This is a genomic window from Micromonospora aurantiaca ATCC 27029 (assembly GCF_000145235.1).
Lineage (GTDB): Bacteria > Actinomycetota > Actinomycetes > Mycobacteriales > Micromonosporaceae > Micromonospora > Micromonospora aurantiaca.
Genome location: NC_014391.1, coordinates 6,682,501 through 6,704,046, shown reverse-complemented (window position 1 = coordinate 6,704,046; position 21,546 = coordinate 6,682,501). Strand labels below are relative to the sequence as shown.

General features: G+C 72.1%; 15 protein-coding genes. 4 read left to right on the top strand and 11 right to left on the bottom strand.

The window, feature by feature from the left end:
- Positions 1-26: 26 nt before the first annotated feature.
- A complete protein-coding gene (locus MICAU_RS29930; RefSeq protein ID WP_013289097.1) occupies positions 27-947 on the top strand; it encodes an alpha/beta fold hydrolase in 921 nt (306 codons plus the stop codon).
- On the opposite strand, the gene fxsT is transcribed toward MICAU_RS29930, so the two are convergent.
- From fxsT to MICAU_RS29900, 7 genes are all read right to left on the bottom strand, one after another.
- A complete protein-coding gene (gene fxsT / locus MICAU_RS29925; RefSeq protein ID WP_013289096.1) occupies positions 925-4,860 on the bottom strand; it encodes an FxSxx-COOH system tetratricopeptide repeat protein in 3,936 nt (1,311 codons plus the stop codon). The two genes, MICAU_RS29930 and fxsT, sit on opposite strands and share 23 nt — an antisense overlap.
- Complete coding sequence (locus MICAU_RS29920) at positions 4,857-6,047, bottom strand: TIR-like protein FxsC (protein ID WP_013289095.1); 1,191 nt, start codon at positions 6,045-6,047, stop codon at positions 4,857-4,859. The genes fxsT and MICAU_RS29920 overlap by 4 nt, the downstream gene beginning before the upstream one ends.
- Positions 6,048-6,174: 127 nt before the next feature.
- Positions 6,175-6,987, bottom strand: a complete 813-nt coding sequence (locus MICAU_RS29915) for an AAC(3) family N-acetyltransferase (RefSeq protein ID WP_236619333.1) — start codon at positions 6,985-6,987, stop codon at positions 6,175-6,177.
- Positions 6,975-9,281, bottom strand: coding sequence for an FxsB family cyclophane-forming radical SAM/SPASM peptide maturase (locus MICAU_RS29910; RefSeq protein WP_013289093.1), 2,307 nt, complete (start codon positions 9,279-9,281; stop codon positions 6,975-6,977). Before MICAU_RS29910 ends, MICAU_RS29915 begins: the two co-directional genes overlap by 13 nt.
- Positions 9,282-9,287: 6 nt before the next feature.
- Positions 9,288-9,461: a hypothetical protein gene (locus MICAU_RS32815; protein WP_013289092.1), complete on the bottom strand. Its 174-nt coding sequence runs from the start codon at positions 9,459-9,461 to the stop codon at positions 9,288-9,290.
- Between the two features lie 276 nt (positions 9,462-9,737).
- Positions 9,738-11,999 carry a hypothetical protein gene (locus MICAU_RS29905; protein ID WP_013289091.1) on the bottom strand — a complete coding sequence of 754 codons (2,262 nt, stop codon included), beginning with the start codon at positions 11,997-11,999 and terminating at the stop codon, positions 9,738-9,740.
- A gap of 10 nt (positions 12,000-12,009) precedes the next feature.
- Positions 12,010-14,055: a hypothetical protein gene (locus MICAU_RS29900; RefSeq protein WP_244879696.1), complete on the bottom strand. Its 2,046-nt coding sequence runs from the start codon at positions 14,053-14,055 to the stop codon at positions 12,010-12,012.
- A gap of 311 nt (positions 14,056-14,366) precedes the next feature.
- On the opposite strand from MICAU_RS29900, the gene MICAU_RS29895 reads away from it, so the two are divergent.
- Complete coding sequence (locus tag MICAU_RS29895) at positions 14,367-15,908, top strand: non-reducing end alpha-L-arabinofuranosidase family hydrolase (protein WP_013289089.1); 1,542 nt, start codon at positions 14,367-14,369, stop codon at positions 15,906-15,908.
- 183 nt (positions 15,909-16,091) lie between these two features.
- A complete protein-coding gene (locus tag MICAU_RS29890; protein ID WP_013289088.1) occupies positions 16,092-16,385 on the top strand; it encodes a DUF4287 domain-containing protein in 294 nt (97 codons plus the stop codon).
- Between the two features lie 145 nt (positions 16,386-16,530).
- Here MICAU_RS29890 and MICAU_RS29885 read toward each other — a convergent pair whose 3' ends face one another.
- From MICAU_RS29885 to MICAU_RS29870, 4 genes are all read right to left on the bottom strand, one after another.
- Positions 16,531-17,052 carry an alpha/beta hydrolase gene (locus MICAU_RS29885; protein WP_013289087.1) on the bottom strand — a complete coding sequence of 174 codons (522 nt, stop codon included), beginning with the start codon at positions 17,050-17,052 and terminating at the stop codon, positions 16,531-16,533.
- 70 nt (positions 17,053-17,122) lie between these two features.
- Entirely contained in the window at positions 17,123-18,841 is a 1,719-nt protein-coding gene (argS, locus tag MICAU_RS29880; RefSeq protein WP_013289086.1) for an arginine--tRNA ligase, read from the bottom strand.
- 271 nt (positions 18,842-19,112) lie between these two features.
- On the bottom strand, positions 19,113-20,171 hold the full coding sequence (gene trpS / locus MICAU_RS29875; protein WP_013289085.1) for a tryptophan--tRNA ligase: 1,059 nt from the start codon (positions 20,169-20,171) through the stop codon (positions 19,113-19,115).
- A gap of 270 nt (positions 20,172-20,441) precedes the next feature.
- Positions 20,442-20,885: a PRC-barrel domain-containing protein gene (locus MICAU_RS29870; protein WP_013289084.1), complete on the bottom strand. Its 444-nt coding sequence runs from the start codon at positions 20,883-20,885 to the stop codon at positions 20,442-20,444.
- 121 nt (positions 20,886-21,006) lie between these two features.
- Between MICAU_RS29870 and MICAU_RS29865 the strand changes: the two genes are divergently transcribed.
- On the top strand, positions 21,007-21,288 hold the full coding sequence (locus MICAU_RS29865; RefSeq protein WP_013289083.1) for an SCO4848 family membrane protein: 282 nt from the start codon (positions 21,007-21,009) through the stop codon (positions 21,286-21,288).
- Positions 21,289-21,546 lie beyond the last annotated feature (258 nt).

Below are 21,546 nucleotides of genomic sequence, written 5' to 3'. Positions count from 1 at the left end.
CGCCACCACCCGTCCGGAGGCCCCGATTGGCACACTCGCCCACGCACCGAGAGCACATCGTCCGGACGGGAAGGAGGAACCTGGCGGTCGACATCGCCGGGGCGGAACGCGGCTGGCCCGTGTTCCTGATGCACGGCACACCCGGCAGCCGCAACGGCCCACGACCACGGTCCATCGTGCTGCACCGGCTCGGCGTACGGCTGATCTCGTACGACCGGCCGGGTTACGGCGGCTCCAGCCGGCTGCCCGGCCGCCGCGTCGCGGACGCCGCGGCGGACGTCGCGGCCATCGCCGACGACCTGGGCCTGGACGGCTTCTCGGTGGTGGGGCGCTCCGGCGGCGGCCCGCACGCCCTGGCCTGCGCCGCGCTGCTGCCGGACCGGGTACGGCGGACCGCCGTCCTGGTCGGTCTCGCCCCGGCCGGCGCGGCAGGGCTGGACTGGTTCGGCGGCATGACCGACGCCAACGTCCGGGACTACGGCGCCGCCGAGCACGACGTGCCGGTGCTCGCCGAGCAGTTGCGGCTGCGGGCCGAGCGGACCATGGACGACCCGGGCTCGCTGCTGGCGCTGCTGGTCGAGCAGATGACCGAGGCCGACCGCCGGGTGGTGGCCGGCGTGCCGATCCGCCGGCAGCTCACCGACGCCTACGCCGAGGCGCTGCGCCAGGGGCCGCACGGCTGGATCGACGACGTGCTGGCGTTACGCGCCGACTGGGGGATCACGCTGGCGGACATCCGGATGCCGGTCCGGCTGTGGCACGGCGCCGACGACAACTTCGCCCCGGCCAGCCACACCCGCTGGCTGGCCGAGCAGATCCCCGGCGCGCAGTTGCACGTGCAGCCGCGCAGCGCGCACTTCGGCGCGGTGGAGGTGCTGCCGGAGATCCTCGCGTGGCTGGCCGACCCGGTGGAGCGGACCGCTGTCAGATCGGATGCGGGTCGATGATGCGCCGCTGCAGCCGGCTCTCCCGGACGGCCTCGACCGCCGGGTGGTTCTCGCCCAGCCGGTAGGTCAGCTCGCGGGTGACCGCCTCCAGTTCCGCCCGCCGGCCGCTCTCCACCCGCTCCTGCATCACCACCAGGTTCGCCCGGCAGCGCAACGTGTTCGTGTGGTCGCGGCCGAGGGTCCGGACCAGGCCGTCGTGGGCGCGCCGCAGCAGGCTCAGCGCCTCCAGGTCCGCCGCCTCCCGGCCTTCCGGCGGGTCGGGCTGTTCGGCGATGCAGATGCCCTGGTTCATCCAGCCGGAGAGCGGGTACGGGTGCCCGCTGCCCAGCACGCCCGCGAGCGCGTCGGCGGACCGGCCGGCGAGCTGCCGCGCCTCGGCGAAGTCTCCGGCGCGGCGGGCCACCATGGCGAGGTTGACCATGCAGACCAGGGTCAGCGGGTGCGCCGGGCCGAGGTTGCGCTGGTAGATGCGGTGCACCTCGGTGAGTTCCCGGCTGGCGCGCTGGAACAGGTCGACCGTGAGCAGGTTGATCGACAGGCTCAGCCGGCAGGTCAGCGTCTCCGGGTTGTCCGGCCCGAACCGCTCGTTCAGCAGCTCGTACGCGGCTTCGAGGAGCTTGCCCGCCTCGACCGCGTGCCCGGCCGCGCGCAGCGACACCGCCAGGTTCGTCTGCGTCCGCAGGGTGATGAGGTGTTCGGGCCCGGCCGTGTGCAGCAGGTCCCGGTGGACGCTGCGCAGGCGGGTGACCGACTGCTCGAAGTCGCCCGCGTCGCGCATGTCGATGCCGACGTACGCGGAGGAGGCGAGCGTGTCCGGGTGGTTCTCCCCGAGAATCGCGCGGCGCCCGGCCAGCACCATCTCGTCGTTCTTGCGGGCCTCCCGGAAGTCGCCCATCAGGCGCTGGGTGCTGGCGAGGTTGTTGAGCGCGGCGAGGGTACGCGGGTGCTCCTCGGTGAAGTTCCGCTTCCACGCGTTGAACGTGATCTCGTCCAGGCGCAGCGCCTCGTTGTACATGCCCATGCCGCGCAGGTCGCGGGCGAGCCCGCCGGCGGTCATCAGCGTGTGCGGGTGGTCCTCGCCGAGCAGTTCCCGCTGGGCGGCGAGCACCTCCTCGTCCAGCGCCCGCGACTCGGTGAACTGCCCGAGGAAGGCGAGGATGTTGGCGAGGTTGAACTGGAGGTGCAGCAACTGCCGGCGCAGGTCGTCGCGCGCCCGCGCGTCGTCCTCCTCCGCGAGCATCTGCTCCCAGGTCTGCGCGACCTCCTGCCCGAGCCGCCGGCCGGTCTCCAGGTCGCCGCGCAACTGGAGGTAGCGGACCCGGTCGATCATCAGCGCCCGCACCTCCACCTTGCGGCTCAGCGGCGCCTTCGACGCCTCCAGGTGCGGCCAGATGACCCGGAACCGGGGCCAGCCGTCGGGGTCGTCGACCTCGCCCTCGGGCCGGGCCGCGGCGAGCACGAGGTGGACCTGCTGGCGCGCCTCGTCGAGTTGCGCCTCCGTCATCCGGGACCGGACGGCGTGCTGGAGCAGGCGGTGCATGAGCACCAGGCCGCCCCGGCCCCGCTCGCCGCCGGACGGGTTCTCGGCCCGCAGGTCGACGCGGACCAGCGCGAGCCGGTTGGCCTGCTGCACCAGTTGCTGGCGGACCAGCCGTTCCTTCGCCTGCGGGTGGAACGGCACCAGCGCCTCGGCGAACTCGTCGCTGTAGACCAGGTCGGCGGAGATCTCGGGCGCGAACACCGAGCAGAGTTGCAGCACCCGGTAGGCGGCCGGGTTGCGGGTCCGCAGGTGGTTGAGCGACAGCTCCCAGGTGGCCTCCACGGAGACGTTGCTGTTCGGCTCCATCACCGCGCCCGGTCCGAACCTGGCGATCTCGTTGAGGTAGCTGTCGACGGAGTGGCCGGTGTCGGCGAGCCAGGCCGCGGCGGCCGTGACAGCGATCGGCAGGTCGCCGAGCAGGGCGGCGATCCGGTCGGCCTGGTCGACGCGCATGGTCGGCACCCGCTCGGTGAGGTGCTGGATGCTCTCCGCGCGCTTGAACACGTCGACCTGAACGGTGGTGGCCCGCTCGACCCACTGCAGGTTCCTGGACGTGATCAGGACGTGGCCCTTGCCGTCCGGCACGTACGGCAGGACGCCCTCGACCTCGTCCGCGTTGTCCATGATCAGCAGCCAGCGGAGGTCGGTGCGGCGCAGCGCCTGGAGCACCAGCCGGGCGTTCTCCCGGTTCGAGTCCGACGACGGTACGCCCAGGTAGGGCGCCAGGTCACCGATGGCCGACTCGATGAACGGCACCTGGTCGGCGTCGATCCACCACACCATGTCGTACGCGGCACGGTAGCGGTGGGCGTACTCCAGCGCGAGCTGGCTCTTGCCGATGCCGCCCATGCCCTGCAACGCCACCGGCCCGGTGCCGGAGAGCACCACCTTCGGGCTGCTGCGCAGCAGCGTCCGAAGCTCGCGCAGGTCCGCCTCCCGGCCGGTGAAGCGCTTGTTGCGGCCCGGCACCTCGAACACCGTGTTGTCCCGGCCGGGGAACCGGGGACCGGTCGGCAGTTCCAGGTCGGCTGGCACGCCCTCGCGGCCGACCAGGCGCAGGATCCGCGCGGCGGCGGTCCGCGCCTCCAGCCCGGCGACCGAGACGGTGTGCGCCGCGGGCACGTTCGCCAGGCGCCGCACGTCGGCCACGTAGACGACGAGCGGCGCCTGGTCGGGCGAGCGGTCCGGCGCGGCGAGCACCGCCTCCTCGGTGGCGTTCGCCTCGGAGACGATGATCAGCTCCCGGGCGCTCCGGGGCGTCTCGTCCTCGGCGAACCACGGGTCGGTCACCCGGACGTCGGCCGAGACCAGCAGGTGACCGATCCACTCCGCCCACACCCGGTCGTACGGGGCGTGCCGGAGCAGGATCTCGTTCTCCACCGAGTTGGAGGTACGGGTGAACCGGGCGTTGACCCGCTCGCGTACCGCGCTGCTCATCGGCGGCAGCGACTCCACCTCGCCCCGGGTGATCTCCCGGGCCAGCACCTCGTACGCGGACAGCAGCGATCCGTTGACGCCGGGCTGGTCGGCGAACGTGGCGAGCAGTTCCTCGTACGCGTAGAACGCCTGGTAGGGCACCTGCATCCGGGCCCAGTACCGGTCCCGGTCGGCCTCGCTCATCCCGCTCGGCAGACCGCTGAAGCGCTGCCGCGCCACCGCCCGCCCGGTGTCCGCCTTGACCTTCTCCGCCGGGTCGATCCGCATCGGTACGGGCAGCACCCGGATCCGCCGCGACCCGTAGCGGTGCTCGACCAGCCGCGCCACCTTGGCCGCGCCGGTGATGCCCTGCTCGCTGAGGGTGAAGCAGGTGACCAGCACGTCCGGCAGCTGGATGGTGCAGATGTCGGCCACGTCGGAGAAACCGGTGCGGCTGTCGATCAGCACGTAGTCGTAGTTGCGCTTCATGTCGGCGCGCAGCGCGTCGAAGAAGTAGCCGCCGCCCTGCCGCTCGTAGAACTCGTCCCAGTTCATCCCGGCGAGCGCGCCGGCGTAGTCGTTGTTCTGCTGGCCCGCGCCGAGGAAGTCCAGCGTCCCGTCACCGGGGAAGTTCGACCAGTTCAGCGAGAACGAGTACTTGTGCACGCGGGCGTACTGCTCGTGCCAGCGGTCGTCGCCCTTGTCCTGCTTGGTGGTGGTCGCCCACTCGTACTCCCGGATCAGGTCGATCACCCCGCCGGTGCTCTCCAGCGCGTCCCGGTCGATGAACGGCGCGAAGAAGCGCGACAGGCCGGGGGACTCCAGGTCCCAGTCGACTGCGAGCACCCGCTTGCCGTTGGCGGCGAGGATCCAGGCGACGTTCGCCAGCGCCATCGTCCGGCCGGTGCCGCCCTTGTAGGAGTAGAAGGTGACGACCTGTCCCTCGCGTCGGGTCATGTGTCCACTCCCTCGTCGGGCGGCGGGTTCTCCCAGAGCCGGGGTTTGCTGATCGGCCGTCCCGGCGGCGGGTAGGCCGGTCTCGCCTCCAGGTAGCGGCGGCGCATCCGGTCGACCAGGCCGTGGATCCCGGCCCGCCAGTCGTCGTAAGTGGTGATCGCCAGTGGGCGTGCCGCGGCCGGGAAGATCTCGATGGCCCGGTCGAGCAGCACCGCCGCGTGGGAGCGGCGACCGGGTGCCGAGTCCTCGATGATCACCACGACGCCCACCCAGCGGTGCAGCGAGGCGACGGCCGCGCGGACGGCCTCCGCACCGTCCGGCGTCTCGACCACCCGAGGATCGATCATGAGTACGCCCGGGCAGCCCCGGAACAGCCCGGCGTCCGGTACGAAGTCGCGGACGTCGATCGGCATCCGCAGCCGCTGCACCGCGTCGGTCACGTCGTCGACCACCGGCGGCCGGTCGCGGAACGGGCGCCACCGGCCGGCGTGCGTGTCGGACCGCCCGTTGAGCCGTCCCGGGTCGGCCGGTTCCTCGGGCGCGATCACCACCGCCCGGAACGGCACCTCGCTGGTCGGGGACGACGGCAGATCGGTCGGGCCGGTCGGCGGCTCGGCCGGTTGCAGCGGCGTCTGCTCGGCGGTGTCGACGATGTGCTGGGCGAGCCGGCCCAGCACCTCCTTGTAGGCGTGCTGGAACTTCTGGAGCCGGCAGAGCGCGCTCATGCCGTTCGCCGCGTACGCATCCACGTCGGCGGCCATCGCCACCGCCCGGGCCTGGTCCGGCGCGTGCACCGCGGCGGGCGACGGGATCCACAGGACCGGCAGGATGTTGTCGCCGTCGGCCGGCCGGCCGGCCCGGATCAGCCGTTGCCGGAACCACTCCCGTTCCCGGCGCGAGTCGTCCCGGTTGAGGTAGTCCGGCGAGTACAACGGCACGAACACCTCGGCCTCGGCCAGCGCGGTGCGTTTTCGTTCCGTCCGATCCTCCGGCGGCCGCACCATGAAGTCGGCGAAGCCCTGCCGGCGTAACCGGTCGCCGGGCCGGCCGTCGATCGCCAGGTTGAGATCGTGGTAGAAGCGGCGGACCCAGTGGTCGCCCGGGGTGCGGTCGTTGTGTGTCGGCGGGGGGACGTAGCTGAGGAAGAAATAGGGCGGGCCCGGCAGCGCGGGCCGCTCAGAGGTCACGACGACACGACCGTTCCACGGGAAGTGCGCCTGACCCCCAACCGGTAATGATCACGCGCTGCTCCCCAGTCGACACGATACGGCGTCTATCGATCAGGGTAGAGAGGTTGCGCTCGGGTTACCAGGCTCACCGTCCGATGTGGGCGTCCATCCAGGCGACCGCGACGCGTACCGCACCGGATATCGGCAGCAGCCGGGCCGGTGCGTCCCCTACCGTCCCGTGCCGGGTGAACGCCGCCCGGTCGAGTTCCGCGCCGATCGCGGGAAAAGGGCCCGCATCCAGGTGCGGAGCCTCGAATTCCAGCCGTTCCCGGCGGCCGTCGCGCAGCACGTAGCAGCGGTACGGACGACGCGGCGCCGGGCGGCGTGACCGGTACTCGGCGAGGTGCAGCGCGGTGCATGTCGCATAGCCGACACCGAGCAGCAGCGTCCGGGCGCCGGCCGCCTCCAGGGCGGCGAGCGGGGACCGCTCCCCGAGGTGGGAGTCCAGGTCGTGGACGCGCATCAGCTCCTCCGCCCGCGGCCCCCACGCGCTGAACGACGTCTGCGGGTGCCGGCTGCGGACCGCGCCGGGCAGCCGCCGTACGTGCTCGGCGAACGCGCCGACCCCGAACGACGGCGTGACGGCCGGGTCGAAGCCGGGCATCCGGTCCTCGTACGCCAGGCGTTCCTCGTCGGTCAGCCCGGCGGTCGCGGCGCGGTACGCGGCGCTGCTCACCGAGTTGTCAGGGGTCTGCGCCGGGACCACGACGGTGCCGGACGGACCGACGGCGGCCCGCAGCGCTGCAGCCAGGGTGCCCGACCCGCCGTCCACCGGCCCGAGCGCCCGCAGGGAGCAGTGTACGAGCACCACGTCACCGGGGCCGAGCCCGAGCGCGCGCAGGTCGGCGGCGAGCGTGCCGGCCCGGTACGCGGTCCGGGCGGCGGTCACGACGGCCACCCGGACATCGAACGCGCGACCTGCCGGACCAGCCGCGAGCCCGCCGGGGTGAGCGCGTCCGCCCGTTGCAGCGCGCCGATCGCCTCGGCCGTCCAGTCGCGGTACCGGCGGTAGACCGCCTGCGCGCCGTCGACCTGACGGTCGGCCCGGATCCGCCACATGTCGGCCACCGCCGCGTGCGCGTAGATGCCGTGCAGGACGGCCTCGGCGGGCCGCGGGTCGGGCCGCCAGCCCACTGTGATGTCGATCGGCCGCGTGCCGTCGACCAGGTCGCAGATGTCCAGCAGCGCGTTCATCTTGCTGTGCTGGAACTCGTGCACGAGCAGCACCGCGAGCGATCCGGCGTCGGTCTCCGTGGCCGCGACACCGCCGAACGCCTGCCGCGCGGTCGACGCCTCGCTGACACCCGCGCCGCTGCGCCGCAGCGGCACCACGGCCCGCAGCCCGGCGCGCAACTCCTCGGCGTGGCCCGGCACCTCGTCCCGGATCACCTGCCACGCCGCCGCGAACGTCTCGGCCCAGCGCGCGGCGCCCGCGTCGTCGAGCCGGTCACCGGCGGGCAGCCGGTGGCAGTCGCGGTGCGGGTCGCCGTCCTCCAGCAGGACGCTCACGTCCGGCGCGGCGAGTACGCGGGTCGGCCACCACCGGGGCGCGTCCCCGGGCGTTCCGGGACGGATCGCCACTGTCACGTCCCCGGCGGCCACCCGTAGCGAACCCGGGCCGGTCTCGACCCGTGCGGCGCCGTCGCCCACCTCGGGCAGAAGCACGGTGCCCACTGTCGGCAGGTGCAGGCGGCCGGACCGCACCGGCACGTCGAGGCGTACCGGGGTGCCGGCGTCGAGCGCGGCGGCGACGGCGAGCGCGCTCAGGTAGTCAGGCCCCTGCCGGGCGCCGGTGCCGCTGCCGGCGAGGCAGTCGACAGCCCACGCCCGCACGTACGGGTGGGCCGCGATCCGGGCGACGGACTCCGGCGCGCTGCGGTCGAGGGCGGTCAGCGCCTCCCAGCCGTCGGCTCCGGCCCCGCCGGCCGGCAGGCGGTCGGCCACTTCGGCGAGCAGCGCGCGGACGATGGCGATCTGTGCCTCCACGAGCCGGCCGATGGCGACCCGGTCGCCGGTCAGTGCCGCGAGGCGGTCGATGAAGTCGTCGGGCAGGCCGGCGTCGAGCCGGACGGGTGCTGGTGGGTTCTCGTTCACGTGCACGATCAGCTCTTTCAGATCGGCGCAGTAGACACTCGGATGATCGAAGTGCCCGGCGCCGTACCGGTGGGCGAAGAGTCCGCCGCCGCACTGGTCGACCACCGGGCACCGCCGGCACTCGTCGCTGAGCCCGGCCCGGCCGGAGCGGCGGCGGGCCAGGAGCGGGCTGGCCGCCACGTCGTCGGCCGCGTGCGAGAAGACGGTCATGCCGGTGGCCGGCGCGCCGTCGTACGCGGTCTTGAGCGAGTCCGCCTGCTCCCACTCGCCGTCCGTCTCGACGACCGCCAGGTCGACCGGGTCGAGACCGAGCCACTCGGTGCCGCTGGGTCCGCCCGCGGCGGTGGACAGCAGCGAGTCGAAGAGGCGGACGGAGACCGGTCGGCCGTCCGCCAGCCAGCGGTCGTAGACGGCGCGCAGCCAGCCCGCGTACGCGGTGCCGCCGCCGGCCGGCCGCCACGGCGGGTCGTCCCAGGTGGCGTGCGGGAGCAGGAAGTCGATCCGCGGTGGCTCCTGGGCGAGCAGCGATTCGTACACCGCGATCGGGTCGTTGCGCACGTCCACCGTGCACAGCAGGCCCGAGTAGATCCGCCGGTACGCCGGGCGGCGCAGCAGGCCGAGGGCGCGGAGCACCTGGTCGTAGCTGCCGGCGCCGGACCGGAAGCGCCGGTGCCTGTCGTTGGCGGCACGGTCGCCGTCGAGCGAGACGCCGACCGCGACATCGTGTTCGGCGAGCAGGTCGCAGAGCTGCTCGGAGAGCAGTACGCCGTTGGTCTGCATGCCGAGCCGGAGCCGGGTGACCGGGGCGATGACCCGCCGGAGGTCCGCGAGCACCTCGTCGAGCCGCTCGGCGCCGAGCAGCAGTGGTTCCCCGCCGTGCAGGATCACCGTGACGTCCGGCAGGTCGTGGGCCGCGGCGTGTTCGGCGATCCGCCCGGCCGCGGTCCGGAGCACCTCCGGCGTCATCCGTACCGGGCGGCGCCGCCAGCTCTGGTCGGCGTGTTCGTAGACGTAGCAGTGGTCGCACGCCAGGTCACACCTGGCGTGCACCTTGAGGACGAACTCGGTGAGCGCCGCGCGGGCGGGCCCCGGGGCCATCGCGGATCAGATGAACGACGAGAACTTCGCCGCCGGGATCCGGGTCTGATCGAGGTGAGCCGCCATCACCCGGCGCACGATGGGGGAGATGTCCGCGGCGGAGAGCCGGTCGAGCGGCTCCGCGCGGACCCTGCCCAGCGAGACCGGGGGCTCATCCTGGCGCAAGGGTGCGGTTGTCATGAGTCTTCCTTAGGTTCGTGCACACGCCAGGCGGGGAACAACAAGCAACGGCTCAAAATAAAGGCTCTGTGAGCCGGGCGCTATCGACCCACCGGTGGGAAGCAGTGCATTTTGGACGGTTGCGCGACCGGCGGCTGCTGTGCCGTCGAGGGAGCGACCTGGGGGATCAATATTATGCCCCTTTTTGCCCATCCGACATGATTCCAAAGTCCATACTTTTACAGAAATCGTCCACCTCGACGCGTGCTCGAGGTGGACGACCACTGTCTCCGGCGCTCAGACGGCCGGGCCGCTCCCGGACGGCGTGCCGAGGCGGATGTCGACGTCGGCCGGTTCGGTCATCTGGTCGTACGCCTTGGTCCGGAGCCGGTTGGTCTGCACCTCGCCGTCGAGCAGCGCGGCCCGCAGCGCCTCCGCGTCGCTGATCTCCTTGGCGGTCACCGCGTCGGCCGCTGTCGTGGCGCCCTGCACCACCTCCAGGTGGGTGCCGTCGGTGGGCATCAACTCGGTCCACTTCGCCAGGCAGTACACCCGCTCCGGCACGTCCTGGCACTCGGTGGTCAGCTCGGGCATCTCGTCGCCGGTGCCGAGGTGGCCGGTCCGGTACGTCGTCAGCTCGTCCACGAACGCCGCCAGCTCGTGCTCCACCTGGGGCGCCAGGCTGGTCGCCACCACCTTGCCGAAGATCCACCGCAGCGCGGTCAGCTCCATGCCGGCCCGTACCGGCAGGTAGAGCTTCGCCCAGCTCGCGTTGACGAAGTCGCCGGGGTCGCGCTCCGGGGCGCGGGCGTCGCCGCCGGACCACCAGCCGGGGTACGCCACGAACGACGCGCGCTCCCAGTCGAAGACGCGGTGCCAGAAGTCGATCTCCCACGCCTCGTCCCGCACGCTGGCCGGGAAGTGCGTCTCCACGATCTGCGAGACCATCTCGTTCACCGGCGAGAAGCCGGCCCGCAGCCGCGCCTCGAACTCGTCCCCGGCCGTCTCCGCCGCGGCAAGCGCCTCGTCGCGCCGGTCCTGCCACTCCTGGAGATCGGTCAGGTAGCCCGCGACGAGCGCGTTGTACGCCGCGTCGTCGGCGGTCTGGTCCACCACCGTCGGGGTACGCCGGAATCCGGCGGCGAGCTGCACGTCGGCACCCGGACCCGCCAGCCAGCTCCGGGCGCCGACGTGCACGCGTACGCGCAGCACGGGCCGGCCGTCCGCCTCGGTGACCACCGGCACGCCCACCACCCGGGCGGCGATCGCGTCCGGCGGACGGCGGGTGATCAGCGTGAGGTTCTGCCGGATCGTGTCGATGTCGCCGTCCCACTCCCAGCCGGCGTCGAACGCGACGTCGACGTCGTAGTCGGCGCTCATGTCGCCGGTGAATCCCCACTTGTCGAGCGTGACCACGGGGGAGTACACGACGCGCGTCTCCACCGCGGCGGGCGCGCCACGCGGCGGGCGCTCCGGCTTCACCGGCGCCGGGGGCAGCGCGGCGACCGCGTTGTCGCGGATCCGCTGCCGTCCGCCGATGATCTTCTGGGCGAAGGCGAACGCCGGATCCTTGATCGTCGGGGCCCAGCAGACCCGTGCCCCGTACCGCTCGTGGGCCAGCTCCAGCCGTTGCAGCACCTTGAAGTAGTGCAGCGTGATCGGCGTGGCCCGGTTCGGGTTGCGGACGGTGCGCTTCGAGGAGGACTCCGTACCGGTCTCGCTGACCAGCTTGAAATCGGTCCTGTGCTGGGTGCGGTAGCGCGCCGCGACCTTCGAGGTGGCGGTCCGGCTGTCCTTGACCGCGCGGCGGCTCGTCTCCTGGCTCGCCGCGGTGACGCTGCTGGCGAAGCCGATCGTGTGGCTGGCGTTGAAGGTGCCCCAGACGCCGGTCGGGCTGGTGTACTGGCCGGTGTGGCTCGCGTTGAGCCCCCAGGTGTCGGTGAGCGACTTCTGCCGCTCGAAGCCCTCCTGGAGTTCGGTGGTGAGCGCGCTGGTCAGCTCGACGTCGGTCTGCTGTTCCGACTCGTTCTGCTCCTCCAGGGTCAGCTCGCGCTTGGTGTAGGTGCGCTGCTCCAGCACCGCCTCCTCGCCGGGGGCGAGCGCCAGCGCGTAGACGTGCTCGCCGAGCGCGAAGCCCACCGGCCGGATCCGGGTGCGGTCGAGGAACGCGATGCCCACGTCGGACTGGAGCAGGCCGGCGAGGAACTCCGCCTGCTGGTCGCCGAGGAGCGTCTGGCGTCGCGCCGGCGGCTCCCGGTACGACATGCCCGAGTCGGCGCCGGGCAGCGCCTCGGTGGCGGCGTCCATCTCGTTGGCCTTCCACAGGTCGTAGAGGCCGAGTTCCTTGAGCAGGTGCGGCAGCCGGTCGCCGTCGAGCCCGCCGTAGCGGATCGCCTCGATCAGCGCCTGCTTGACGTAGAACGGCAGGATGGGCGTCTCGCCACCGCCGAAGGTGAGCCGGACCGGTACGAAGTAGTTGGAGTAGACGTACCGGTCGGAATGCGCGGTGCTGAAACCAAGCGTCGCCGGATCGGCGTCGGCGACGACGACTCTGCCCATCGGTGCTCCTCTACAGCGGCAGTTCGAACAGGGATTGCAGCCCTCGGTACGTCATCTCGTGCGAGGTGACGAAGAATCCGGGGAACAACTGGCTGAGGGCGGCCTGACGGAGGACCGTCTCGCGTACGGCGTGCGTGGTCAGCTCTTCGAGGCCGGCGACGACCTCCGCCGGGACGCCGCCCTTCGCGGCTCGCTGGTACGCCTCCGCGATCGCCTCCCAGCGACCGTCGAACGTCTCCCCGAGGTCGTCGGCGACGGTTCCCCAGGTCTTCTCGAAGCGCTCCAGCTTCGTCGAGGACGTCCAGTCGACGTTCGTGACGCGGGCCGCCTCGGGGTCGACGAGCAGCAGGTCGGAGCGGAGGTCACCGACCGTGGTGGATGCCTTCCACCGGAACCGTTCGGCGAGGTGGGTGGCGAGCGCCTTCTCCGCGCCGGTCGCGGCCGGGTTGCCGGTGAACCCGACGAGCCGCAGCAGCAGATCCCGGTCCGGGTGGCCGAGCAGCATCTGCGCGACCGTCTGGCGCAGCACCGCCTCGGAGCCGCGCAGCGCGGGCGCCAGCTCCGGGTGGGCCGCGCGGACCGCCTCGACCACTGTCGCCAGCGACTTCTCCGCGAACGGCTCCAGGCCGGGCGACCGGCCGACGAGCTGCGTGACCTCGGCCGCCATCCGCCGGTGCACCTGCTGGCCGAGCCGCCACGGTTGCGCCTGCCCGGCCTTGCGCAGCGCGCGGAACTCCTCGTACGCGACGGTCTGGAGTGCCCTGTTGAACGCGGTGGTCAGCCGCTGCTCCAGTTGCCGGGCGATGGCGGCGCGTACGGCGGCGGCCCGGATGTCCCGGGGTGTCTTCGGCGGTTTCAGCTCGCGCAGGTCCTCGACCCGCTTGATGATCTCGTCGAGCGCCTCGGTCAGCTCGGCGCGGGTCGCGGCGCGGCCGGCCGACGAAACCGTCTCCGACATGCTCGCCATCAGCACGGGCCGGCCGTCGAGGCTCACCAGCGCGCCGAGCCGGGTGCCCGCACCGGCGCCTGCGAACGCCTCGGCGTGCGCCGCCTGGTTGAACACGGTCAGTGTGAGTTCGGCGTCGACGAGCAGCGCCCGGCCCTGCCGGAACAGCGCGTCGAGCACCTTCGGGGGGAAGAGCGTCCGCAGCATCGCGAGGCCCACCTGAGGCGTGGCGACGATCGCCGCCCGGCCGATCGCCACCAGCAGCGCGGCCGTCTGCGCGGTCAGCAGGCGCGCCTCCCGGGCGCCCGCGAGCAGCAGCGGTACATACCGGACGGCGGCGCGCACCGCGACGCCGCCGAGCAGCCGGGCGAGATGCACCAGACCGGTGAGCACCTGGTAGAGGTCGCCGGCGACGCGGCCGAGCAGGCGGCCGGCGGCGAACGGGTCGAGGTCGTCCAGGTGCCGGGCGAACTGGGCGGCCCAGCCGCGCCACAGCGCCAGCAGCCGTTCCGGAACCGTCGTCGGGTCCAGCGCGGCGACGATGCCGGCCAGCGCCTGGCGTACGACTGTGGCCTGGTCGGCGAGACGCTGCACACCGGCGCGCGGGTCGACTGTGAGCACGATGAGCGTGGTGAACTGCTCCTGCTGGAGCCGGCCGATCAACTGCACGAGCTTGCCGAGGTCGACCACCACCGTCGCGACGGACTCCCCGACGCCGACGGCGAAGCCGTCCAGGAACAGCTTCGGGTTGATCCCGTTCCAGGCCGCGTAGTGCCGCATCGCGTCGAGCAGCGCCGGATCGAGGCCGAGCAGGTAGTGGCGGAACGCGCCGTCGGAGTCGACGTCGGAGGCGGCCAGGTCGAAGAACGCCTCGGCCAGCCGGAGCTTCGCGAGCATCGAGACCAGGTCCCAGACGTTGTCCGGGGTGATGCGGCCGGTCATCGCGGCCAGCACCCGCTCGCGGGTCATCGACCGCGTGGCGTGTGCGTCCATCCAGTACTTGACCGTCAGCGCGACGAACTCCACCCGTGGATCCTGGGTGCGTGCGCCGAAGACCGCGGCCCGGTCCTCGGCGGACACCCGCGGCACGCTGAACCAGTCCCGGATCATGACGGATTCGTTCGCCGGCTGCCCCAACTCCCCCACCACCCCTCCAGCCGTGTGCACTGTCGGGCCGCGCTGAGGGCGGCGGTAGTGCTGGGTCGAGAAGCTGACATGGCCCCACGGCGTCACGCGCCCGTCGTCCATCGACTGTTACGACTTGACGAACGACGTGTTATCGCTCACAGTCGATGGCACAGGGCGGCGCCTTCGGCGGCTCACCGGGCGGGCGCGGATGGCCACGTGGCAGGCCGGGTGTGGGATCAGTGCGCTTCGACGAATTGTTAGCGCTCACAACATGTCTGATCTGAAGGAGGAACATGTTCGCTTTCGGTAGGTCCCCATCGACTGTGTCGCCGCCACGACGGCGCGGATGGCTGCCGCGCGTCGTCGCGACGGGTGCGGCCGCGGTACTCGTCGGCGCCGGCGCCGTGGCGGTCGTGTCCGCGCCCGCCGCCGCCGCGAGCGTCGACACGAACGCCTGGTACGTCCTTGTGAACCGCAACAGCGGCAAGGCGCTCGACGTCTACAACCTGGCCACCAACGACGGCGCGCGGATCGTGCAGTGGTCGCGCAACAACGGCAACCAGCAGCAGTGGCAGTTCGTCGACTCCGGCGGCGGCTACTACCGGCTGAAGTCCCGGCTGTCCGGCAAGGTGCTCGACGTCTACAACTGGTCGACCGCCAACGGCGGCAGCATCGTGCAGTGGTCCGACCTCAACGGGACCAACCAGCAGTTCCGGCTGGCCGACTCCGACAGCGGCTACGTCCGGCTGATCAGCCGCCACAGCAACAAGGTGGTGGAGGTGCAGGGCGCCTCGACCGCCGACGGCGGAAACATCGTCCAGTACGACGACTGGAACGGCGCCAACCAGCAGTGGCAGCTCGTACGGGTGGACGGTGGCGGCGGCAACCCCACCACGCCGCCTCCGACGACCCCGCCGCCGGGTGGCACGTGCAACCTGCCGTCGTCGTACCGGTGGTCGTCGACGGGCGCGTTGGCGCAGCCGCGCTCGGGCTGGGTGTCGTTGAAGGACTTCACTGTGGTGCCGTACAACGGGCAGCATCTGGTGTACGCGACGACGCACGACACCGGCTCGTCGTGGGGGTCGATGAACTTCGGCCTGTTCTCGAACTGGTCGCAGATGGCCTCCGCGTCGCAGAACGCGATGTCGTCGGGGACTGTGGCGCCGACGTTGTTCTACTTCGCGCCGCGCAACATCTGGGTGCTGGCCTACCAGTGGGGACCGACCGCGTTCTCCTACCGCACCTCGAACGACCCGACGAACCCGAACGGGTGGTCGTCGGCGCAGCCGCTGTTCACCGGCAGCATCTCCGGTTCCGGCACCGGCCCGATCGACCAGACCCTGATCGCCGACGACCAGAACATGTACCTGTTCTTCGCCGGTGACAACGGCAAGATCTACCGCTCCAGCATGCCCCTGGGCAACTTCCCCGGCAGCTTCGGCTCCACCTACACCACCATCATGTCGGACTCGACGAACAACCTGTTCGAAGCCGTGCAGGTCTACAAGCTCCAGGGCCAGACCCGCTACCTGATGATCGTCGAGGCGATCGGCTCCCAGGGCCGCTACTTCCGCTCCTTCACCGCCACCAGCCTCAACGGGGCGTGGACGCCGCAGGCGGCCACCGAGTCCAACCCGTTCGCCGGCAAGGCCAACAGCGGCGCCACCTGGACCAACGACATCAGCCACGGCGAACTCATCCGCACCACCGCCGACCAGACCTTCACCGTCGACCCCTGCAACCTCCAACTGCTCTACCAAGGCCGCTCCCCCAACTCCGGCGGCGACTACGGCCTCCTGCCCTACCGACCCGGACTACTCACCCTCCAGCGCTGAGCGCGTACCCCGAGATCCGGAGAGCCCGGCCCCGCGACCACGCGGGCCGGGCTCTCCGGCCTCTCGCCCGACGGCGATCGTTGCCCTGGAGGCAACGACGGTGGCCCGGTCAGTCGTTGATCGGCACCGTCCCGCCCGGGAGTGTGGAGGTCGTCACCACCTCCCGAGCGAAGGGTTGGGCAGATGTCCTTCCAGGCGTACCTCGACGCGATCGAGGACAAGACCGGCAAGACCCCGCGCGTCCTGGTCGACGAGGCCAAGGAGCGCGGCTACGACGCGGCCGACGTCAAGGCGGGCGTGATCGTGGCCTGGCTGAAGGACGAGTACGGCCTCGGCCGGGGACACGCGATGGCTCTGATTCACGTGATCAAGAACGGGCCGAGGATCAGCGCCAAGCACGTCGGCTCCACCGGCTCCCACCGCGACGACAGCGACACGCTGTGGCTGGACGGCAAGGCCGCCCGAGCCTCCGCGTAGCGGCTGTGGACAGCGACGCCTATCGTTCGCCCCATGGGAGCGATCAAGCCGTGGCACCTGTTCGTCCTGACGCTCTGCTGCCTACTGCCGCTCATCGCGGCAGTGGTGGCGGTGGTGTGGACGCGGCGGAGTCGCCGCTGACCCGTCAGCGGCCGGCGGCGAACTCCTCCACCGCCGTGCAGACCCGCCCGAGCGCCTCGGCCGAGGCCGCCAGCGGCCCGGGCACCATCATCGAGTGGTCGGCGTCGGCGACCTCCACCACGTACGGGGTCAGCCGGCGCGCCACCGCACCGTCCCAGAACCGGTCGCCGGTGCCGCCGGCCAGCAGGAATGGCGCGGTGGCCCGGCCCAGCGGCTCCCGTACCGCGGGGTCGGTCAGCAGCGGCGTCAGCCACACCGCCGGGATGCCCCGGTCGGCGGCGAGCGGCGCGGCGAAACTGCCGAGCGACTTGCCCACGAGCAGATCCACCCCGGCGTCGAGAACCGGATCCAGCTGCTCGGCGACCCACTCCGGCGCGCTGTCGAGCCGCAGCTCGCCCAGCGACCGCCAGGTCACCTCGTGCACCTCGAAACCGAGCCGGCGCAGCGCCTCCCCGATGTAGACGAAGAGCGGTCCCCGGGTGTCGTAGCCCTGTCCCGGTGCGAGTACCGCGCGCCGATCCGCCATGGTCGCCTCCCTTGCGTTCGATCGATGCGTCACGCTAGCCGCTGCATGGATTGCCGGTGACCCCTCGGCCTCACAGCCGTTCCGGGGTACGGATGCCGAGCAGGTTCAGGCCCTGCCGCAGCACCCGCCCGGTCAGGTCGCACAACACGAGCCGGCTCTCCCGCACTGGCCCCTCGGCCCGCAGCACCGGGCAGCGCTCGTAGAACGCGCTGAACGCGACCGCCAGCCGGTGCAGGTAGGCGGTCAGCCGGTGGAACTCCAACCCACCCGCCACCTCCTCGACCACCGCGGCGAAGCCGACCAGCTCCATGGCGAGCGCCCGCTCGGCCGGCTCGGCGAGCGAGACCTCCGCGTCCGGCCGCGCCGCCGCGCCGGCCCGCCGGAAGATCGACCGGACCCGGGAGTACGCGTACTGGAGGTACGGCGCGGTGTTCCCGTCCAGCGACAGCATCCGCTCCCAGTCCAGCACGTAGTCCTTGTGCCGGTCCCCGGACAGGTCGGCGTACTTGATCGCGCCGACGCCCACCGCGCGCCCCACCTCGGCGGCCTCCGACTCGCCCAGCTCCGGATTGCGCTCCCGGGCCAGCGCGGTGGCCCGCTGGACCGCCTCGGTGAGCAGCCCGGCCAGCTTCACCGACCCGCCGGCCCGGCTGCGCAGCATCCGCCCGTCCGGGCCGAGGATCGAGCCGAACCCGACGTGCTCGGCCCGCGCCGGTGCGGTGAGCCAGCCGGCCTGCGCGGCGACCGCGAACACCATCTCGAAGTGCCGCCGCTGCGGAAGCCCGACCACGTAGAGCAGCCGGGTCGCGCCGAGCGCGCCGGTCCGGTGCCGCAGCGCGGCCAGATCGGTGGCCGGGTAGCCGTACCCGCCGTCGGACTTGCGCACGATCAGCGGCAACGGCTCGCCGTCACGGCCCACCGACCCGGGCGGGAACACGCAGTCCGCGCCGTCGCTGCGCCGCAGCAGCCCGAGCCGGTCCAACTCCTCGACAGTCGGCGCGAGCTGGTCGTGGTAGCTGCTCTCGCCCCGGAAGTCGTCGCCGGTCAGGGTCACGTCGAGCAGGTCGTACACGGTCAGGAAGTAGCCCTCCGACTGGGTCACCAGCAACCGCCACAGCCGCAGCGTCGCCGGGTCACCGCCCTGCAACGCCACCACCCGCTGCCGCGACCGCTCCCGGAACGCCTCGTCGTCGTCGAACTTCTCCCGCGCCGCCTTGTAGAACCCGTCCAGGTCACCCATGGACAGCTCCTGCGCCGCACCGGCCTCGCCCAGGTCGAGCAGGTGCTCGATCAGCATGCCGAACGGTGTGCCCCAGTCACCGAGGTGGTTGGCGCGCAGCACCCGGTGCCCGAGCCACTCCAGCGTCCGCGCCGCCGCGTCCCCGATCACAGTCGACCGCAGGTGCCCGACGTGCATCTCCTTCGCCACGTTCGGCCCCGAGTAGTCGACCACCACCGTCTCCGGCTCGGCCACCACTGGCACGCCGAGCCGCGGGTCGGCGGCCAGCGCGGACACCAGCCCGCCGAGCGCGTGCCCGGCCACCGTCAGGTTCAGGAAACCCGGACCGGACACCTCGACCGCCGCGCAGACGTCGGCCAGCGCGGCGCGCTCCCGTACCTCCGCGGCGATCTCCCGCGGCGGCCGGCCGAGCCGCCGGGCCAGGCCCAACGCCGCGTCGGACTGGAAGTCCGCGTGCTGCGAGCGCCGCACGGCCGGGTCCACCGGCACGCCGGCCACCGCCGCGAACGCCGGCGCCAGCCGGTCGGTGAGCAACCTTTCAAGATCCATGAGTACGCCGATCTCGCTGTGGATCCGCCGCGCGGATCACCTGACGGGAACGCGGCGGCGGAGCGAGGACGATCGATGACGACCGGCGGCTCGATCCGCCGGTCGCAGGAGGGGAAGGCTCAGCGCAGGCGGTCGCGGGACCGCCGGCGTCGCAGCGCGCCGAGCCGGACGTCGGAGGACGTCATCGGGTACGCGTGCGAGCTGGCCATGTCGGCAGCGTAACCGGCCGGTCCGGGGTCGGCGCAAGCGCGTACCCCGGACCGGCTCGTGGTCAGGCCGAGGTGGCGACGGCCTTGCGGTAGCGCTCGGCCCTGCGCCGCACCTGGGTGTACGCGCTGCTCAGGCCCATCGCCCGGCGGACCTCGACGAGCGTGCGGCGCACCTGCTCGCGGGTCCGCTCAGTGCCGGTGACGATCAGCTCGTCGACCAGGCCGGGCTGCGCCTCGAAGCGGGCCCGGCGCTCCCGGATCGGGTCCAGGAACCGGTTGAGCGCCGTCGCCAGCGCCTCCTTGACCTCCACATCACCGACCCGGCCGGCCCGGTAGCGGGCCTTGAGGTCGGCCACCTGCGCCCGGTCCGGATTGAAGATGTCGTGGTACTCGAAGACCGGGTTCCCCTCGACGGTGCCGGGCACGTCGGCGCGGACCCGATTCGGGTCGGTGTACATCCCCATCACCTTGCGGCGCACCGTCGCCGCGTCGTCGGAGAGCGCGATCGCGTTCCCCTTGCTCTTGCTCATCTTCCCGGCGCCGTCCGTCCCGACCAGCGTGGGCGTCTCCGACATGAGCATGTCGGGCACCGGGAAGACCTCGCCGTAGAGGTGGTTGAACCGGCGGGCGATCTCCCGGGTCACCTCGACGTGCGCGGCGTTGTCCTTTCCGACCGGCACGACCTGGCCCTTGACGCAGAGGATGTCGGCGGCCTGGAGCACCGGGTAGCCGAGCAGGCCGTACGGCATCTCGTCCTTGCCGGCGTCCCGGGTCATCTCCTTCAACGACGGCACCCGTTCCAGCCGGGGCACAGTGATGAGGTTCTGGAACAGCGTGTTCAGGTCGCCGACCTCGGGGATCGCGGACTGGAGGTAGAACGTCGCCCGTTCCGGCTCCACCCCGGCGGCGAGGATGTCGGTGACCATCTCGCGGGCGTTGTGGGCGACCTGCTCGATGTCCGCGCGGCTGTTGCGGGTGGTGAGCATGTGCAGGTCGGCGATGATGAAGAAGCTCTCGTAGCGCTGGTGCAGCCGCACCCGGTTGGCGATGCTGCCCACGTAGTGGCCGAGGTGCAGCCGCCCGGTCGGGCGGTCACCGGTGAGCATGCGTGCAGAGGACATGGTCGTACGCCTTTCGTGCCGTTCGCTGGCGGGGAGACGCGACCCGGGTGTCACCCAGGTCGGTGGAGCGGGCTCGTCAGAACGAGCGCCGCCATCGCCCGCCGGCGCGGAAACGGAGTCCGCCGGCACGGAGTACGTCGAGGATCTGCTCCCGGCCGTCGACAGCGTGGCCCGGGAGACCGCTGCGGGTCTCCGGGAGGCAGCTGCGCGGCCGGACCATGACTGACACGGTAACCGTTCACCGGCCTGCGCCGCTGCCTCCTGCCGCGCTTACTGCTGTCGATAGCTCTCCGTGTAGTAGCTGCCGACCCGATCCCGGTACTCGGGGTGCGCGAAGTGGTCCCTGTCGAACGCCGGCGACTCCTTCACCTGCTCCCGGGTGCGGTCCACGTGCACGACGCGGTCCAGGTGGTCGACCTGCGCCACCGTGCCGGCCGGCAGCAGCACCTTCTTGCCGAAGATCCACGGACCGGTGTCCACCACCAGGTACCGCGCGTCCGCGTCCTCGCTCGCCTCGTCGATGGAGCCGATCCGCCCGTCCGTTGCCTCCACCCGGTAGCCGGTGAGGTCGATCGGCGTACCCGGGCTGGGGGCGTCCAGGCCGTCGTCCGCCTCGCCGGCGCGCTGTTCCGGCACGTCTCCGGGCCGGGTCTGGTCGTACCCTCCGGCCAGGGCGGACGGATCCCGCCAGGTCCACGGGTTGAACGGCTGCATCGGTGGCACCTCCGTCGAATCGGCTCGACAGAACAGTGCCCCGGCGGCGGGAACGGAAACGCCTGCTGCGCCGACCGCTGGCCTGACCTGGGCGGACGGCGCGCTGGCATACTGGCCGACCATGGTCCTGTCACGTGGTTGGTCGCTGTTCCTGGTCGCCGTCGGCGTCTGGACGTGGGCGATCTGGCCGAGGTTCGCGGTCGCCATCTGGAACGACGAGCGCGCCTGGTCGGCCGGCGTCGTCGGCGAGGGCAGCCCGACCGGCTTCCTGTGGGTGCACGCCCTGCTGATCGCCGCCTCCCTGGCCATCGGCACGACTGTGGGAGTCCTGGGCATCCGCGCCTACCGGGCCGCCCGCCGCCCGTCTCCCTCCTCGCCCTCCGCCCCGCCGTCGCCCCGGTGATCAAGGAGTTTGTGTCCGGTGGGGACGCTGATCGGGACGCGAACTCCTTGATCGCGGGCGCCTGTGGACGGGTGTGACGCGCGCCGCTACCCCTCGATTTGACGTTCAAACCCGCAGACGCGTAACTTTCTCTCTGCCAGCGCGGAACGGGGCAAACGGGACGAAAGCCCGGGAGCACCGAACAGGGCTGGCACCGGGTCCGACCGAGGCTTTCGGCCTTGCGAGGACGCGGTCCGGGCGAGGCCCGCCGAAACGCCG

Excerpts from the sequence above, each read along its gene's own strand:
- fxsT (WP_013289096.1), bottom strand. The coding sequence starts at position 4,860 with ATGACCCGACGCGAGGGACAGGTCGTCACCTTCTACTCCTACAAGGGC.
- MICAU_RS29910 (WP_013289093.1), bottom strand. The coding sequence starts at position 9,281 with ATGGCCCCGGGGCCCGCCCGCGCGGCGCTCACCGAGTTCGTCCTCAAG.
- MICAU_RS32815 (WP_013289092.1), bottom strand. The coding sequence starts at position 9,461 with ATGACAACCGCACCCTTGCGCCAGGATGAGCCCCCGGTCTCGCTGGGC.
- MICAU_RS29905 (WP_013289091.1), bottom strand. The coding sequence starts at position 11,999 with ATGGGCAGAGTCGTCGTCGCCGACGCCGATCCGGCGACGCTTGGTTTC.
- MICAU_RS29900 (WP_244879696.1), bottom strand. The coding sequence starts at position 14,055 with ATGATCCGGGACTGGTTCAGCGTGCCGCGGGTGTCCGCCGAGGACCGG.
- MICAU_RS29895 (WP_013289089.1), top strand. The coding sequence starts at position 14,367 with ATGTTCGCTTTCGGTAGGTCCCCATCGACTGTGTCGCCGCCACGACGG.
- MICAU_RS29890 (WP_013289088.1), top strand. The coding sequence starts at position 16,092 with ATGTCCTTCCAGGCGTACCTCGACGCGATCGAGGACAAGACCGGCAAG.
- MICAU_RS29885 (WP_013289087.1), bottom strand. The coding sequence starts at position 17,052 with ATGGCGGATCGGCGCGCGGTACTCGCACCGGGACAGGGCTACGACACC.
- argS (WP_013289086.1), bottom strand. The coding sequence starts at position 18,841 with ATGGATCTTGAAAGGTTGCTCACCGACCGGCTGGCGCCGGCGTTCGCG.
- trpS (WP_013289085.1), bottom strand. The coding sequence starts at position 20,171 with ATGTCCTCTGCACGCATGCTCACCGGTGACCGCCCGACCGGGCGGCTG.
- MICAU_RS29870 (WP_013289084.1), bottom strand. The coding sequence starts at position 20,885 with ATGCAGCCGTTCAACCCGTGGACCTGGCGGGATCCGTCCGCCCTGGCC.
- MICAU_RS29865 (WP_013289083.1), top strand. The coding sequence starts at position 21,007 with ATGGTCCTGTCACGTGGTTGGTCGCTGTTCCTGGTCGCCGTCGGCGTC.